This window comes from Streptomyces sp. NPDC101490, from assembly GCF_044767145.1.
Taxonomy (GTDB): domain Bacteria; phylum Actinomycetota; class Actinomycetes; order Streptomycetales; family Streptomycetaceae; genus Streptomyces.
Genome location: NZ_JBIWNI010000012.1, coordinates 126,955 through 140,895 on the forward strand (window position 1 = coordinate 126,955; position 13,941 = coordinate 140,895).

At 72.9% G+C, this 13,941-nt stretch carries 12 protein-coding genes and 1 pseudogene; 2 read left to right on the plus strand and 11 right to left on the minus strand.

All coding sequences use genetic code 11. The features are described from left to right. Positions 1–135: 135 nt before the first annotated feature. Entirely contained in the window at positions 136–996 is an 861-nt protein-coding gene (locus ACIRQY_RS22095) for a 3-hydroxybutyryl-CoA dehydrogenase (protein WP_351792135.1), read from the plus strand. 164 nt (positions 997–1,160) lie between these two features. On the opposite strand, the pseudogene ACIRQY_RS22100 reads toward ACIRQY_RS22095, so the two are convergent. The 10 genes and pseudogenes from ACIRQY_RS22100 to infC form a co-directional block, all read right to left on the minus strand. Then, positions 1,161–1,688 (minus strand): annotated as a pseudogene (locus tag ACIRQY_RS22100) (NUDIX domain-containing protein); the annotation flags it as partial. A 61-nt stretch (positions 1,689–1,749) separates the two neighbouring features. Further along, positions 1,750–3,090, minus strand: a complete 1,341-nt coding sequence (locus tag ACIRQY_RS22105; protein ID WP_403928179.1) for a transcriptional regulator — start codon at positions 3,088–3,090, stop codon at positions 1,750–1,752. A gap of 317 nt (positions 3,091–3,407) precedes the next feature. Further along, positions 3,408–4,475 (minus strand): PP2C family protein-serine/threonine phosphatase, encoded by a 1,068-nt coding sequence (locus tag ACIRQY_RS22110; RefSeq protein WP_403928182.1) that lies wholly within the window; start codon positions 4,473–4,475, stop codon positions 3,408–3,410. Positions 4,476–4,754: 279 nt separating this feature from the next. After that, complete coding sequence (gene pheT, locus ACIRQY_RS22115; RefSeq protein ID WP_403928185.1) at positions 4,755–7,283, minus strand: phenylalanine--tRNA ligase subunit beta; 2,529 nt, start codon at positions 7,281–7,283, stop codon at positions 4,755–4,757. Beyond that, positions 7,283–8,410 (minus strand): phenylalanine--tRNA ligase subunit alpha, encoded by a 1,128-nt coding sequence (pheS, locus tag ACIRQY_RS22120; RefSeq protein ID WP_351792147.1) that lies wholly within the window; start codon positions 8,408–8,410, stop codon positions 7,283–7,285. Before pheS ends, pheT begins: the two co-directional genes overlap by 1 nt. A gap of 146 nt (positions 8,411–8,556) precedes the next feature. After that, positions 8,557–9,714, minus strand: a complete 1,158-nt coding sequence (locus ACIRQY_RS22125; protein WP_403928188.1) for an ATP-binding protein — start codon at positions 9,712–9,714, stop codon at positions 8,557–8,559. An 81-nt stretch (positions 9,715–9,795) separates the two neighbouring features. Beyond that, positions 9,796–10,635, minus strand: coding sequence for an RNA methyltransferase (locus tag ACIRQY_RS22130; protein ID WP_351792152.1), 840 nt, complete (start codon positions 10,633–10,635; stop codon positions 9,796–9,798). 223 nt (positions 10,636–10,858) lie between these two features. Further along, a complete protein-coding gene (gene rplT, locus ACIRQY_RS22135) occupies positions 10,859–11,245 on the minus strand; it encodes a 50S ribosomal protein L20 (RefSeq protein ID WP_187622715.1) in 387 nt (128 codons plus the stop codon). A gap of 106 nt (positions 11,246–11,351) precedes the next feature. Next, complete coding sequence (rpmI, locus tag ACIRQY_RS22140; protein WP_366442398.1) at positions 11,352–11,546, minus strand: 50S ribosomal protein L35; 195 nt, start codon at positions 11,544–11,546, stop codon at positions 11,352–11,354. A 121-nt stretch (positions 11,547–11,667) separates the two neighbouring features. Next, positions 11,668–12,405, minus strand: a complete 738-nt coding sequence (gene infC, locus ACIRQY_RS22145) for a translation initiation factor IF-3 (RefSeq protein ID WP_403928193.1) — start codon at positions 12,403–12,405, stop codon at positions 11,668–11,670. A gap of 309 nt (positions 12,406–12,714) precedes the next feature. Between infC and ACIRQY_RS22150 the strand changes: the two genes are divergently transcribed. Beyond that, positions 12,715–13,092 carry a DUF1844 domain-containing protein gene (locus ACIRQY_RS22150; RefSeq protein ID WP_351792159.1) on the plus strand — a complete coding sequence of 126 codons (378 nt, stop codon included), beginning with the start codon at positions 12,715–12,717 and terminating at the stop codon, positions 13,090–13,092. Positions 13,093–13,136: 44 nt separating this feature from the next. Here ACIRQY_RS22150 and ACIRQY_RS22155 read toward each other — a convergent pair whose 3' ends face one another. After that, positions 13,137–13,880, minus strand: a complete 744-nt coding sequence (locus ACIRQY_RS22155) for an SseB family protein (protein ID WP_403928195.1) — start codon at positions 13,878–13,880, stop codon at positions 13,137–13,139. Positions 13,881–13,941 lie beyond the last annotated feature (61 nt).

Genomic DNA, 13,941 nt, shown 5'->3' on the forward strand with positions numbered 1-13,941 from the left:
CCCGGACAGCATGACCGCCCCGGGCGATCGATCATCGGTTAATGAGCGGTAACGTCGTGGGGTCGGGGCGGACGCACCGGAATCACACGGGCCCCGCCGCCAGAGAAGAGCAGAAGACACGAGGTGACGGACTCCATGGCCGACATTGAGCGCGTCGGAGTGGTGGGCTGCGGCCAGATGGGCGCGGGCATCGCAGAGGTGTGTGCCCGGAGCGGCCTTGAGGTGAAGGTCGCCGAGACCACCGGCGAGGCGCTGGAGATCGGGCGCACGCGGCTCACCAACTCGCTGGCGAAGGCCGCCGAACGCGGCAAGATCAGCGAGGACGAGCGGGACTCGGCGCTCGCGCGGCTCAGCTTCACCACCGACCTGGGCGAGTTCGCCGACCGCGATCTCGTCATCGAGGCGGTCGTGGAGAACGAGCAGGTCAAGACCGAGATCTTCCAGATCCTCGACCAGGTGATGACCCGCCCGGACGCCATCCTGGCCTCGAACACCTCCTCCATCCCGCTGGTGCGGCTGGCCGTGGCGACCTCCCGCCCGGACCAGGTCATCGGCATCCACTTCTTCAATCCCGCCCCGGTGCAGAAGCTCGTCGAGCTGATCCCGGCCCTCACCACCTCCGAGGGCACGATCAGCCGGGCGCAGGCCTTCGCGGAGAAGACCCTCGGCAAGCACGCGATCCGTGCGCAGGACCGCTCCGGTTTCGTGGTGAACGCGCTGCTCGTGCCGTACCTGCTGTCCGCGATCCGGATGTTCGAGTCGGGCATCGCGAGCCGTGACGACATCGACAACGGCATGGAGTTCGGCTGCGCCCACCCGATGGGTCCGCTGAAGCTGTCGGACCTCATCGGTCTGGACACGATCGCGTCGATCGCCGACTCGATGTACACCGAGTTCAAGGAGCCGCTGTACGCCGCTCCCCCGCTGCTCCAGCGCATGGTGGACGCGGGCAGGCTCGGCCGGAAGTCGGGCTCGGGCTTCTACCCGTACCCCTGATCCTCCCGGCGGCTCTCCGCCCGCCCGTTCTCCGGACGGCCCGTACACCCGCACGGGTACGGGCCGTCCGTCATGTCCCGCCACCCGTCACCCCCTGTCCCGCCGCCTCCGTCACCCCTGCGGCGTCCTCCACCACCTGCGCCTGGGCCGGGCCCGCGTGCTCGGCCCAGGCGCAGGTGGTGGAGCAGGAGCAGTCCCGCGGCCGTGTTCGCCGCGGGGACCTTCCCCCGGGCGATGAGGTCCGGGACCCGGCCCAGCGGGACCCAGGCCCGGCGGGAGGATTCGAAGGCGTCCTCGGGGGGTCCGGTGTAGGTGGCCCGCTCGCTCCAGTAGAGGTGGTGGCGGGCGTCGGTCAGACCGTTGGAGGGTTCGACGGTGAGGAGGTGGCGCAGCGGTCCGGGCCGCCAGCCGGTCTCCTCCTCCATCTCCCGGGCGGCGGCGGCCTCGACGTCCTCGCCGTCCTCGACGACGCCCGCGGCGAGTTCCCAGCCCCAGCTGTCGGTGATGAAGCGGTGGCGCCAGAGCATCAGGACTTCGTCGGCGTCGTTGACGGCCGTCGCGACGGCGACGGGGCGGAGCCGGATCAGATAGTGATCGAGGCGTCGGCCGTCGGGGAGTTCGACGTCCGCGAGGTTCACCCGGAACCAGCGGTTCTCATAGACGGAGCGTTCACTCAGTTTCGTCCACTGCACGTTCTTGCCACCTTCCGCCTGGTCGGTGCTCGCCTGATGGCAATATCGCAGCCCTTCGGGTTCACAAGGGAACGCACAGCGTCCCTTCGATGAGTTCCGCCGCCTCCCTGGCCTCGCTCCCGCCGCTCGCGAGCAGTTGACGCCGGACCTGCCGCAGCCGGTCCCGCAGCCGCCGCGACTCCATCCCCCGCACCCACTCCGTCATCTCCACGGCCGTCCGCGCCGCCGCGTCCTGCTCCCCGAGGCTCAGCTCGACCTGGCACAGCGTCGCCAGCCGGTGCACCCTGCCCCGGTCGTGCGAGGGCGTGCGCACCGCCACCGAGGCGTGCTCGTGGGCGGCGGCGAAGTCCCCCAGACCGAGCAGCGCCCCGGAGACCTGGACGTTGACGAACCCCGGCTGGACGTAGCCCGTCTCGGCCGGTTCCTCCCCCGGGCTGATCCGCTCCGCCGCCGCCTCGGCCCGCCGGATGCACGCGAGGGCCGCCGGCCGGTCGCCGAGCCGCGCGTACGCCTTCGCCTGCATCGCCGTCAGGTCCGCGGCGAGCGCCGGAGTGATCCGGGGTCCCGCCGCCCGCAGCGCCGCCTCCGCGAACGCCACCGCCTGCCGGTACTCCCCCATGAACAGCGACTGGTTGACCAGCAGCGCGATCACGTACGCGCCGAGGCCCCGGTCACCGCTCGCCTTGGCGAGCCGCAGCGCCTGGTGGAAGTAGCGCTGGGCGAGCCCGTGGGCGTCCGCGTCGTACGCGCAGATCCCCGCCACCGCGACCAGACCGCCGGTGGCCCGGTGCAGCCGCCGCCCGAGCGCGTCGCCGTACGAGCCCCGCAGCAGCGGCGCGGTCTCGGCCGTGAGGAAGCCGACGATCCGGGCCCGGGTCGCCACTCCCCCGGCCCTCCGGTACATCTGCTCGTAGTGGGTGCGGGCGGCCGTGAGCACGACGATGTCGGCCGGTGACACCGCCGTCCGGCCGCTCCGCGACACGTCGATGTCCTCCGGCGGGTTCTCCCACTCCCACACCGGCATCACCGCGGGGGTCCCCGTCACGGCGGGCGCGCCCACTATGTGCGGCCGCTGCTGCTCGTCCGAACGCCACAGCGCCGCCGCCCGCTCCACGAACCCGGACAGCGGCGAACCGGTGGCGTCCGAAGGGCCGCCCGGCACCCCGAAGCCGATGTCGTCCAGGGTCACCGGGCGGCCCAGCCGCGCGGCCAGCACCTCGCAGATCAGGTCCGGCACCTGCCCGCGCGGGCGCTGGCCCTTAAGCCAGCGGGCCACGGCGGTGTGTTCGTAGCGCAGGGCGAGGCTCCTGGCCCGGCCGGCCCGGTTCACCCGGGCGGCGAGTCCGGCGTGGGAGACGCCCGCCTCGTCCAGCAGGGCGTCGAGCAAGGTGTTGGGCTGCATGGCCGCTCCGGTCGCTCGGTGAACTCAGCGTAGCGGTGACCGATTTCGTACGGGACGGACCGGCGGGACGGGCTCCGGCGGATCGGTCACCGCGCCGGACGGTTTCGCACGGGGTGTGAACCGAGTACCCGTTCTTCCGGTCCGTGCGCTCTGCCGCGCCCGTCGCCGTGCCGGTTGACTGTGCTTCTCGCCGTGAGGCGACGACCGGGCCGCCGTCTCCCCCTCGTACGGACGGCCGCCCGGTCCACGCCGCCCGCCCGCCGTTCTGCCCGACGCTCCGTGGCGGAGTGGGCGGCGGCGGCCCGGGTCCCCTCCGCTCAGCGATGGGAGGAGGGGGCGGGCCGGGGGCGGCGCAGCCCGGGTTCGGCGGGCTGCGCCGGCACCCGGACGCGGTCGTTCCGTACGACGAGCAGGGCGACGTCGTCACCGAGCCTGCCGCCCGTGTGGTGCAGCAGCTCCGTGTGGACGCGCCGGACGAGAGCGGCGGGTGCCTCGCCCGGCGGCCCCGCCAGGGCCGTGTCGAGCCGGAAGAACCGGCCGCGTCCGTCCCGGGCCTCCTCGGCTCCGTCGGTGTGCAGCACCAGCGTCTCGCCGGGCAGCAGCCGGGCCCCGGTGTACGGGGTGAGGACGGCGGGGAGCGGCAGGACCCCGAGCGGGGGCAGCGGCTCGCCGACCGGGAGCCGCTCCACGCCCGCGCCGAGGCGGTACGGGCCCGGGTGACCGCAGTTGAACACCGCGAGCCGTCCGTCCGGCCGCACCTCCAGGAGCAGCAGCGTCACGAACTCCTCCGCCACCGGATGCTCGGGCGCCGTCCCGGCGCGCGCCGGGTGCTCGTCCCGCGCCCGCTCCCGCAGATGCCGTTCGAGCGCCCGTTCCAGCCGGCGCAGCACCCCGCCGAGTTCGGGTTCGTCGTGGGCGGCCTCGCGGAAGCTGCCGAGGACGGCGACGACAGCGCCGAGCGCGGCGAGGCCGTGGCCCCGGACGTCCCCGATGACCATCCGCACCCCGTGGGGCGTGGCGACCGCCTCGTACAGGTCGCCGCCGACGGTGGCCCCCCGGGAGGCGGACAGCTGTCCGGCGGCCAGTACGAGTCCGTGGAGCCGCGCGGGCGGCGGGCGCAGCAGCACCTGCTGGGTGGCAGCGGCGACGGCGCGCGCCCTCGCCAGTTTCCGGACGAGACGGCGGCGGGCGGCGACGAGCAGGCCGATGCCGACGGTGAGGAAGACGACGCTGGTGGTGATCCTCATGGGCAGCCCCTGATGCCGGGCCAGCGGGCAGCCGAACCTCCAGGCCACGGCGATCACGCCCCACCCGGCGGGAAACGCGAAGGGGGCCAGCCGGCGGAGCCGGGAGCCACCGGAGACCAACGACCTCGTACGGATCATGTACGGCCCTTCCCGAGCCCCGACACCGCCCGGAGGCCTGCGACCCACAGGTCCGCCCCCGCAGCCGCGTCGATTCTGCCGACCGCGCGCCCCACCACGGAACCTCCCCCGGCGATCTCACCCGAAGGAGTGATCACCCGTCTCCCACGACCGCCCGCCGGGGCTTCGCCACGGGCACCTACGCACGACTCCGCGGTGTGCGTACGGGTCCCGGCCGGGGAGACGGCGAAGGGCCGCCCCGGGGTGTCGGGGCGGCCCTTCGGCGGGGTGGCGGGGTGGTCAGGCGCCGCGGAGGGTGGCTCCGGTGCGCTCCGTCGCCAGGGCCACGGCCGCGTCGCGGGCGGCGGTGGCCTCCTCGACCGTGAGGGTGCGGTCCGGGGCGCGGAACCTCAGGGCGTACGCCAGGGACTTGGTGCCCTCGTCGAGCTGGTCGCCGGTGTAGACGTCGAACAGCCGGACGGCCTCGAGGAGTTCACCCGCGCCCTCGTGGAGGGCGGCCTCGACGGAGGCGGCCGGGACGTCGGCGGCGACGACCAGGGCGACGTCCTGGGTGGCGACCGGGAAGAGGGAGATCCGGGGGGCCTTCACGGGCCCCCCGTCCGCCTGCTCCAGGAGGTCCAGGTCGATCTCCATCGCGCAGCTGCGGGCCGGCAGGCCGAAGGCCTTGACCACGCGCGGGTGGAGTTCGCCCGCGTGGCCGACGAGGACCTTCTCGCCGTCGGTCCCGACGTGCAGCGCGGCGCAGCGGCCCGGGTGCCAGGGGGCGTGCTGGTCGGCGCTGATGATCAGCTCGACCCCGGCCTCGGCGGCCACGGTGCGGGCGGCCTCGACCGCGTCCGCCCAGTCGGACGGACGGCCCTTGCCCCACCAGCCGGCCTGTTCGCGCGCCCCGGCGAGGACGACGGCGGCGCGGCGCGGCTGCGCGGGCAGCGCGGCGTTGATCCCGGCGATCTCCTCGTCGCTGGGGCGACGGTCGACGGGCAGCCGGACGGCCGTGCCGGGCTCGCCCTCGGGGCGGAAGACCAGGCCGGTCTCGAAGAGCGCCAGGTCGTGGCTGCCCCTGCTGTCGTTGCGGCGGAGCGCGGTGAAGAGGCCCGGGAGGAGCGTGGTGCGGAGCGCGGGCTCCTCGTCGGAGAGCGGGTTGACCAGGGTGACGACGTGGCGACGGGGGTCGTCCGCGTCGAGGCCGAGATGGTCGAGGGCTCCCGCGCCGATGAACGGGTAGTTCAGTGCCTCGACGTAGCCCGCGCCCGCCAGGGCGCGGCCCACCCGGCGGTGGAAGCGCTGGCGCTCGGTGAGGCCGCGGCCGGCCGGGGGCTTCGGCAGCGTGGAGGGCAGGTTCTCGTAGCCCTCCAGCCGGATGACCTCTTCGGCGAGGTCGTTCGGCTCGTTGAGGTCGGGGCGCCACGAGGGCACGGTGACGACGAGCTGGTCCTGGCCGTAGACGTCGCAGCCGACTTCCTGGAGGCGGCGGACGACGGTCTCCCGGCCGTAGCCGACGCCCGCGACCTTGTCCGGGTGGTCGGCCGGGAGGGCGATGGTGCGCGGCGCGGACGGGGCGCTGATCTCGGTGACGCCTGCCTCCGCGGTGCCGCCCGCGAGCAGCACGAGCAGATCGACGGTGCGCTGCGCGGCGGCGGCCGCGGCCTGCGGGTCGACACCCCGCTCGAAGCGCTTGGACGCCTCGGAGGACAGCCGGTGGCGGCGGGCCGTGCGGGCGATGGAGATCGCGTCGAAGTGCGCGGCCTCGATGACGACCTCGGAGGTGCCGGTGACGGCGCCGGTGACGGGGTCGGTCACCGGGTCGGCGATCTCGGTGTTGGCGCCGCCCATGACGCCCGCGATGCCGATGGGGCCGCGGTTGTCGGTGATGACCAGGTCGGCGGCGTCCAGGACGCGCACGGTGCCGTCGAGGGTGGTGATCTTCTCCCCGGCCTCGGCGCGGCGGACGCCGATGGGGCCGTCGAGCCTGCCGCGGTCGTAGGCGTGCAGCGGCTGGCCGAGCTCCAGCATCACGTAGTTGGTGACGTCCACGGCCAGCGAGATCGGGCGCATGCCGGCCTTCTGGAGGCGGCGCTGGAGCCAGATCGGGGAGCGGGCCTCGGGAGCCAGGCCGACGACGGTGCGCGCGGTGAAGCGGTCGCAGCCGAAGGGGTCGGCGATCTGGACCGGGTAGCCGTACGAGTTGGGCGCGGGCACGTCGATGAGGGCCGGGTCGCGCAGCGGGAGCCCGTAGGCGGTGGCCGTCTCGCGGGCGACGCCGCGCATCGAGAGGCAGTAGCCGCGGTCCGGGGTGACGGCGATGTCGAGGACCTCGTCGAAGAGTTCCAGGAGGACCGTGGCGTCAGTGCCGATCTCGTGCTCCGGCGGCAGCACGATGATGCCGTGCGTGCCGTCGTCGCCCATGCCGAGCTCGTCGCCGGAGCAGATCATGCCGCGGGAGACCCGGCCGTAGGTCTTGCGCTCGGCGATGCGGAAGTCACCGGGGAGGACGGCGCCGGGGAGGGCCACGACGACCTTGTCGCCGACGGCGAAGTTCCGGGCGCCGCAGATGATCTCCTGGGGCTCGCCGGTGCCGTTGGCCCGGCCGACGTCGACGGTGCAGAAGCGGATGGGCTTCTTGAACTCGGTCAGTTCCTCGACGGTGAGGACCCTGCCGACCACCAGCGGGCCGCTGAGGCCCGCGCCGAGCTGCTCGACGGACTCGACCTCGAGGCCCGCCGAAATGAGTTTGGCCTGTACGTCGCGGCCGGTCACCGTCGCCGGCAGGTCGACGTACTCCCGCAGCCAAGAAAGCGGGACCCGCATCAGATCTCCATCCCGAACGGCCGGGTGAACCGGACGTCACCCTCGACCATGTCTCGCATGTCTTCCACGTTGTGGCGGAACATCAGCATCCGCTCGATGCCGAACCCGAAGGCGAATCCGCTGTACTTCTCGGGGTCCACTCCGCAGGCGACGAGCACCTTCGGGTTGACCATGCCGCAGCCGCCCAGCTCGATCCAGCCCTCGCTGCCGCAGGTGCGGCAGGGGCGGTCGGGGTTGCCGACGGACTCGCCGCGGCAGACGTAGCAGAGCATGTCCATCTCGGCGGACGGCTCGGTGAACGGGAAGTAGTTCGGGCGGAGCCGGGTCTTCATGTCCGGGCCGAAGAGCGCCTGGACCATGTGGTCGAGGGTGCCCTTGAGGTCGGCCATGGTGAGGCCCTCGTCGACGGCGAGCAGTTCGATCTGGTGGAAGACCGGGGTGTGCGTGGCGTCGAGCTCGTCGGTGCGGTAGACGCGGCCGGGGCACACGACGTAGAGCGGGGGCTCCCGGTCGATGAGCGTACGGGCCTGCACCGGCGAGGTGTGGGTGCGGAGCACGACACCGGACTCGTCGCCCGTGGCGCCTTCGGGGCCCTGGACGAAGAAGGTGTCCTGCATCTGGCGCGCCGGGTGGTCCGGTACAAAGTTGAGGGCGTCGAAGTTGAACCACTCCGCCTCGACCTCGGGACCCTCGGCGACCTCGTACCCCATGGAGACGAAGACGTCGGAGACGCGCTCCATGAGCGTGGTCAGCGGGTGGCGGGCGCCGGCCGGGACGCGGTCGTACGGCAGGGTGACGTCGACGGCCTCCTCGACGAGGACCCGCGCGTCGCGCTCGGCCTCCAGCTCGGTCTGCCGGGCGGCGAGCGCCTTGGAGACGAGACCGCGGGCCTGACCCACGATCTTTCCTGCGGCGGCCTTGGCCTGCGGGGGCAGGGCGCCGATCTCCCGGTTGGCGAGCGCCAGCGGCGAGGTGCCGCCGGTGTGCGCGGTCTTCGCCTGCGCGAGCGCGTCGAGGTCGCCCGCGGCGGCGAAGGCGGCGAGCGCCTCGTCCCGGATGCGCTCGATCTCTTCGGGTTTCAGCGCCTCGACCTCGACCGGGTCGTACGACTTATTGGGTGCGGACATCTCTTCCCGTGCTTCCGTTGGCTTGGCTGGGCGGCCCCGCTTCGACGTCAAGGGCGCAAACGTGCCAAAGGACGAGTCTAACGGGGCGGGGGGACACACATGAGCCCGTGGGCGGCCGGGCGGCTCCGTGATCTCGTCCGTTCGCGTCAGACGAGGTGGGCCGGGAGGCCGACCGGCAGGATGAATCGGAACTCGGCCCCGCCCCGGGGGCCCCTTCCGACGGTGATGGTGCCGCCGTGGGCCTCGACGACGCCCTTGACGATGTAGAGGCCGAGTCCGGTGCCGCCGCGCTTGCTGCCCCGCCAGAAGCGGGTGAAGACGCGGTTCATCGACTCCTCGGGGATGCCGGGGCCCTCGTCGCTCACGGTGACCTCCGTCCCTTCTTCTCCGTCGTCGCGGCCGGTGGTGGGTGCCACCTCGATGGTGACGGTTCCCTCGCCGTGGCGCACCGCGTTTTCCAGCAGGTTGCCGAGGATCTGGTCGATCTTGTCGGGGTCGGCCCAGAGCGGGGGCAGCTCGGGCCTGATCCGTACGAAGAAGCGGTCCGGGGGCTGGCCCGCCGTGGTGTGGACCTGGACGTGGCGGCCGACGGCGGCGGCGATGTCGACGGGCTGGCGGCGCACTTCGAGGCGTCCGGAGTCGATCCGGGAGATGTCGAGGAGTTCCGCGATGAGCCGTTTGATGCGGCCCGCGTCGGCGTCGACGGTCTCCAGCATCAGGCGCTTCTGGTCGTCGCTGAACCGTTCCCACTTGCCGAGGAGGGTGGCGGTGAAGCCCTTGACGGAGGTGAGCGGGGAGCGCAGTTCATGGGCGACGGTGGCGATGAGCTCGGCGTGGCTGCGTTCGGTGCGGCGGCGGGCCTCGGTGCCCCGCAGGCTGACCACGACCCGGCGGACGGGGCCGGTGGGGTGCTCCCGGACGTACCGGGCGGAGACGAGGACCTCGCGGCCGCCGGGCAGCAGCAGGTTGCGCTCGGGCTGGCCGCTGCGGGTGGCGAGTCCGCCGTAGGGGTCGGTCAGGGTCCACCAGCGGCGGCCCTTGAGGTCTTCGAGGGGCAGCGCCCGGTCGAGGGGGAGGCCGAGGGCCCGGTGGGCGGGGACGGCGGTGATGCGGCCCGCGGCGGCGTTGAAGCAGACGACGCGGCCGGTCTCGTCGGCGACGACGAGACCGTCGGGCAGGTCGTCGGGATGGATGCCGGGGAGGCCGGTGCCGCCGGGTGGCCGCCGGTCCGGGGGGCCGGGCGGTTCCGGGGCGTGCCGGGCGGCGCTCCGTGTCTGTGCGGGACCGTCCGTGCCGACCGTCATTCCCGTTTCCCACCCCTCCGCGCGGCCGCTGTGGGCCCCGAGTCGGTCACTCTACTGGGCGCGGGAGGCGGAGCGGATCCCTCAGGGAGAGGTTCGGGGGCGCTGGGCGCGGGCGGAGGCGTAGAGGCAGACGGCGGCGGCGGTGGCGAGGTTGAGGCTCTCGGCCTTGCCGTGGATCGGGACGCGGACGACGGCGTCGGCGAGGGCGCGGGTCTCCTCGGGGAGCCCCCAGGCCTCGTTCCCGAAGATCCAGGCGGTGGGGCCGCCCATGGTGCCCGCGTCGAGTTCGTCGTCGAGGTCGTCCTGTCCCGCTCCGTCGGCGGCGAGGACGCGGACGCCCGCGGCCCGGAGTCCGGCGACGGCCTGCTCGACGGGGACGCCGACGGCGACCGGCAGGTGGAAGAGCGAGCCGACGGAGGCCCGTACGGACTTGGGGTTGTAGAGGTCCACGGAGGCGTCGGTGAGGACGACGGCGTCGGCTCCGGCGGCGTCGGCACAGCGCAGCACCGTGCCCGCGTTCCCGGGGTCGCGGACGTGGGCCAGGACGGCGACCAGCTTGGGGCGGGCCGCGACGATCTGCTCGAAGGGCGAGTCGAGGAAGCGGCAGACGCCGACGAGTCCCTGCGGGGTGACGGTCTGGGAGACCTCGGCGAGGACGGCGTCGGAGGCGTGGTGGACGCGGGCGCCCGCCGCGTGGGCGGCCTCGACGATGGCGGCGTACCGTTCGGCGGCCTCGACGGTGGTGAAGAGCTCGACGAGCGTGGGCTCTCCGCCGGGACCCCGGTGCTCGACGGCCTCGCGGACGGCCTGCGGGCCCTCGGCGATGAAGAGGCGCTCCTTGCCCCGGAAGGCGCGCTTGGCGAGCCGCCGGGCGGCGACGACGCGCGGGGAACGCGGGGAGATCAGCTCGGGGGTGACCATGGGGTGCGGCGGTTCTCTCTTCGGGGCCGGACGGCTGCGGGCCGGGCGGGCGGTGCGGACGTCGGACCCACTGGTACGGGGCTCGGCGCCCGGCGGACAGGGCCCGGCGGGGAGGTGTCCCGGCGGGCCGGGCCTCAGGGGGTGCCTCAGGGGGCGGAAGCACCCGGACCCGCAGGCGCGTGCGCGCCTGCGGGTCCGGACGGAAGTACTGCGGCCTGGAAGATCAGGCAGCGGCCTTCGGGGCGTTGACGTCGGCCGGGAGGGCCTTCTGCGCGACCTCGACCAGCGCGGCGAACGCGTTGCTGTCGTTGACGGCCAGCTCGGCGAGGATCTTGCGGTCCACCTCGATGTTGGCGGCGTTCAGACCCTGGATGAGGCGGTTGTACGTCATGCCGTTCTGGCGGGCGGCGGCGTTGATGCGCTGGATCCACAGCCGACGGAAGTCGCCCTTGCGCTTCTTGCGGTCGTTGTAGTTGTAGACCAGCGAGTGGGTGACCTGCTCCTTGGCCTTGCGGTACAGGCGCGAGCGCTGACCGCGGTAGCCGGAGGCCGCCTCGAGGATCGCCCTGCGCTTCTTGTGGGCGTTGACTGCCCGCTTGACGCGTGCCACTTGTTAACTCCTTGCAGCGGGGTCGTGGGTGTCCTCACACGACCCGGAAAACGGATGGAACCCGGTCTCGGCCGGATGCCCTCGTCGCCGAGGGCGGGAGATCAACTCAGATGCCCAGCATCTTCTTGATCTTGGCGGCGTCACCCGGGGCCATCTCGGCGTTGCCGGAGAGGCGACGCGTCAGCTTGGACGACTTGTGCTCGAGCAGGTGGCGCTTGCCGGCGCGCTCGCGCAGGATCTTGCCGGAGCCGGTGACCTTGAAGCGCTTCTTGGCACCGGAGTGCGTCTTGTTCTTCGGCATCGCGCCGTATCTCCTCGTCAGTGGCGCTCCCCCGGTGCGGGCACCTTTGCCGGGGAGCGTCAATTCTTCGTGTGGTGGTTCCGGGCGGGGCCCGGGGCTGCCTGGGTGGCAGCCCCTCGGGTCACGCCTCGGGGGTCTCGGCCGGAGTCTCGACGGAGGTCTCGGCCGGGGCTTCGGCGACGACCGGGGCTTCGGCGGCGGGCGCGGTCTCCTCGGCGGAGGCCGTCTCGTCGACGGTGATGCCCTGGCGCTCGGCCTTGCGTGCGGCCTGGGCCTCACGCGCCTCGGCCATGGCCTCGGTCTTCTTCTTGTGCGGACCGAGAACCATGATCATGTTCCGGCCGTCCTGCTTCGGGTTGGACTCGATGAAGCCGAGCTCCTCGACGTCCGAAGCCAGCCGCTGCAGCAGCCGGAATCCAAGCTCGGGGCGGGACTGCTCACGACCACGGAACATGATCGTGATCTTGACCTTGTCGCCCTGCTTGAGGAACCGGACGACGTGACCCTTCTTGGTGTCGTAGTCGTGCGGGTCGATCTTCGGCCGGAGCTTCATCTCCTTGATGACCGTGTGCGCCTGGTTCTTGCGCGCCTCACGGGCCTTCATGGCCGACTCGTACTTGAACTTCCCGTAGTCCATGAGCTTGCACACGGGCGGACGGGCGGTCGCCGCTACCTCGACCAGGTCGAGGTCGTACTCCTGTGCGAGCTCCAGGGCCTTGGCAAGCGGAACAATCCCGACCTGCTCGCCGCTGGGTCCGACAAGTCGCACCTCGGGAACGCGAATCCTGTCGTTGATGCGGGGCTCGGCGCTGATGGATCCTCCTCGGTAGCACCACGCGACCGCCTGGCGGACGGACACGCAACGTCTGTTTGCTGAGACCAACCGAGCCGGAACATGAAAAAAGCCCCGGACGGGACACAAGCGGGGCTCCATGGAAAACCGGAACACCGCCGCGATCAACCGCGGGGCGCACATCGGGCAGTTCCATCGTCCGTACGGAACGATGGGGACCACCTGACCGGTGACCCGCCACCCGTGAGGGTGGTCAGGTGGGAGAGCGGAGCCTCCACTTGTGGGCCGGGCACACAGGTGTCCGGCCGGTCGTTACACAAGGTTAGCAGGACCCGGGGGTCAGCGCTAACCGAGGACCGGCATATCGTATGAGGCATGAGCGAGACGCCCCAGAACGAGTCCCCGGACTCCTCGGACTCCCCCGACTTCGAAGCCATGACCCGTGACATCGCGGAGGTCCCCGCGGTCGAGGTCATCGTGACCGTCGCCGTCAACCTGATGAGCGCCGCCGCGGTGAAGCTCGGGCTCACCGAGGAGGGCGACAAGTACAAGGACCTCGACGAGGCCCGCAAGCTGGTGCACGCCCTCGCCGGTCTGCTCGACGCGGGTGCGACGGAGGTCTCCTCCTTCCACGCCGCTCCCCTGCGGGACGGTCTGAAGTCGCTCCAGCTCGCCTTCCGCGAGGCCTCGCTGGTCCCGGACGAGCCGGGCCAGGGACCGGGCGAGAAGTACACCGGGCCGGTGTACGGCTAGGCCGTACACCGTCCTCTTTCCGGTCGGGGCCGGAGACGCCCAGCTCAGGGCGTCTCCGGCCCCTTGACGTGGAGGGGCTCGCCCGGCGGGGTGGCCGAGGCGGGCAGCAGCGCCAGGTCGAGGCCCCGCACCAGGCGGGCCCGCAGGGTGTCGTCGGCGGCCAGGGCGCGGGCCACCCGTTGGGCGGCCTCGGCGGGCGAGCCGTCCCCCGCCAGGACCAGGGCGAGCGTCCCGTCGGCGGCGCCCGGCCCCAGATGTGCGCGGAGCACGGCGGGGTCGGCGGCGACCACGGCCCGGACCGCCTCCCGTACGGCGGGGTCGGCGAGCGGGTCGGTGCTGGAGCGGCCTTCGGCGAGCGCGAGCAGCGCCGGGCCCGTCACCTGGTAGGGCACGGGGCCCGCCAGGTCCAGGACGAGCGTGTCCGCCTTCTCGTGCGCGAGCGCCTGGAGCGCCTGGTGGAGCGGGACTGCCACGGGCCGGGCCGCCGGGTCCCACCGGGCGAGCGAGGCGGTGGAGGTGAAGGCGGGGAGCGCGCGCCGGTCGCCCGCCGTGAGGGTGGGGACGGCCATGTCGCTGGTCTTCTCGCGGCGCAGGCCGTTCTCGTCGGTCTCGACCTCGCCGAGGACGGCGACGACGGGGACGAGGAGCCGGGCGCCGCCGAGTGCCTCCAGGACCGGGCCGTGGGCCGTCCTGTCCAGGGCCCAGGCCGCGAGGGCCTCGGTGAGCCTCGGGTCGGCGGTGCCGTCGTCGTCGGAGAAACCGGGGTCCGGAATGTTCTTGAGCGCCACGGAACGAGCCTAACGGGCCGGGCGGGGCACCCGGCCCGCCGGGGTACGACCGCAGAGGTAC

Bases quoted from the DNA above. Each gene is read 5' to 3' on its own strand.
- ACIRQY_RS22150 (WP_351792159.1), top strand. From the start codon at position 12,715: ATGAGCGAGACGCCCCAGAACGAGTCCCCGGACTCCTCGGACTCCCCC.
- ACIRQY_RS22095 (WP_351792135.1), top strand. From the start codon at position 136: ATGGCCGACATTGAGCGCGTCGGAGTGGTGGGCTGCGGCCAGATGGGC.
- ACIRQY_RS22110 (WP_403928182.1), bottom strand. From the start codon at position 4,475: ATGATCCGTACGAGGTCGTTGGTCTCCGGTGGCTCCCGGCTCCGCCGG.
- ACIRQY_RS22130 (WP_351792152.1), bottom strand. From the start codon at position 10,635: ATGGTCACCCCCGAGCTGATCTCCCCGCGTTCCCCGCGCGTCGTCGCC.
- pheT (WP_403928185.1), bottom strand. From the start codon at position 7,283: ATGCGGGTCCCGCTTTCTTGGCTGCGGGAGTACGTCGACCTGCCGGCG.
- ACIRQY_RS22105 (WP_403928179.1), bottom strand. From the start codon at position 3,090: ATGCAGCCCAACACCTTGCTCGACGCCCTGCTGGACGAGGCGGGCGTC.
- pheS (WP_351792147.1), bottom strand. From the start codon at position 8,410: ATGTCCGCACCCAATAAGTCGTACGACCCGGTCGAGGTCGAGGCGCTG.
- rpmI (WP_366442398.1), bottom strand. From the start codon at position 11,546: ATGCCGAAGAACAAGACGCACTCCGGTGCCAAGAAGCGCTTCAAGGTC.
- ACIRQY_RS22125 (WP_403928188.1), bottom strand. From the start codon at position 9,714: ATGACGGTCGGCACGGACGGTCCCGCACAGACACGGAGCGCCGCCCGG.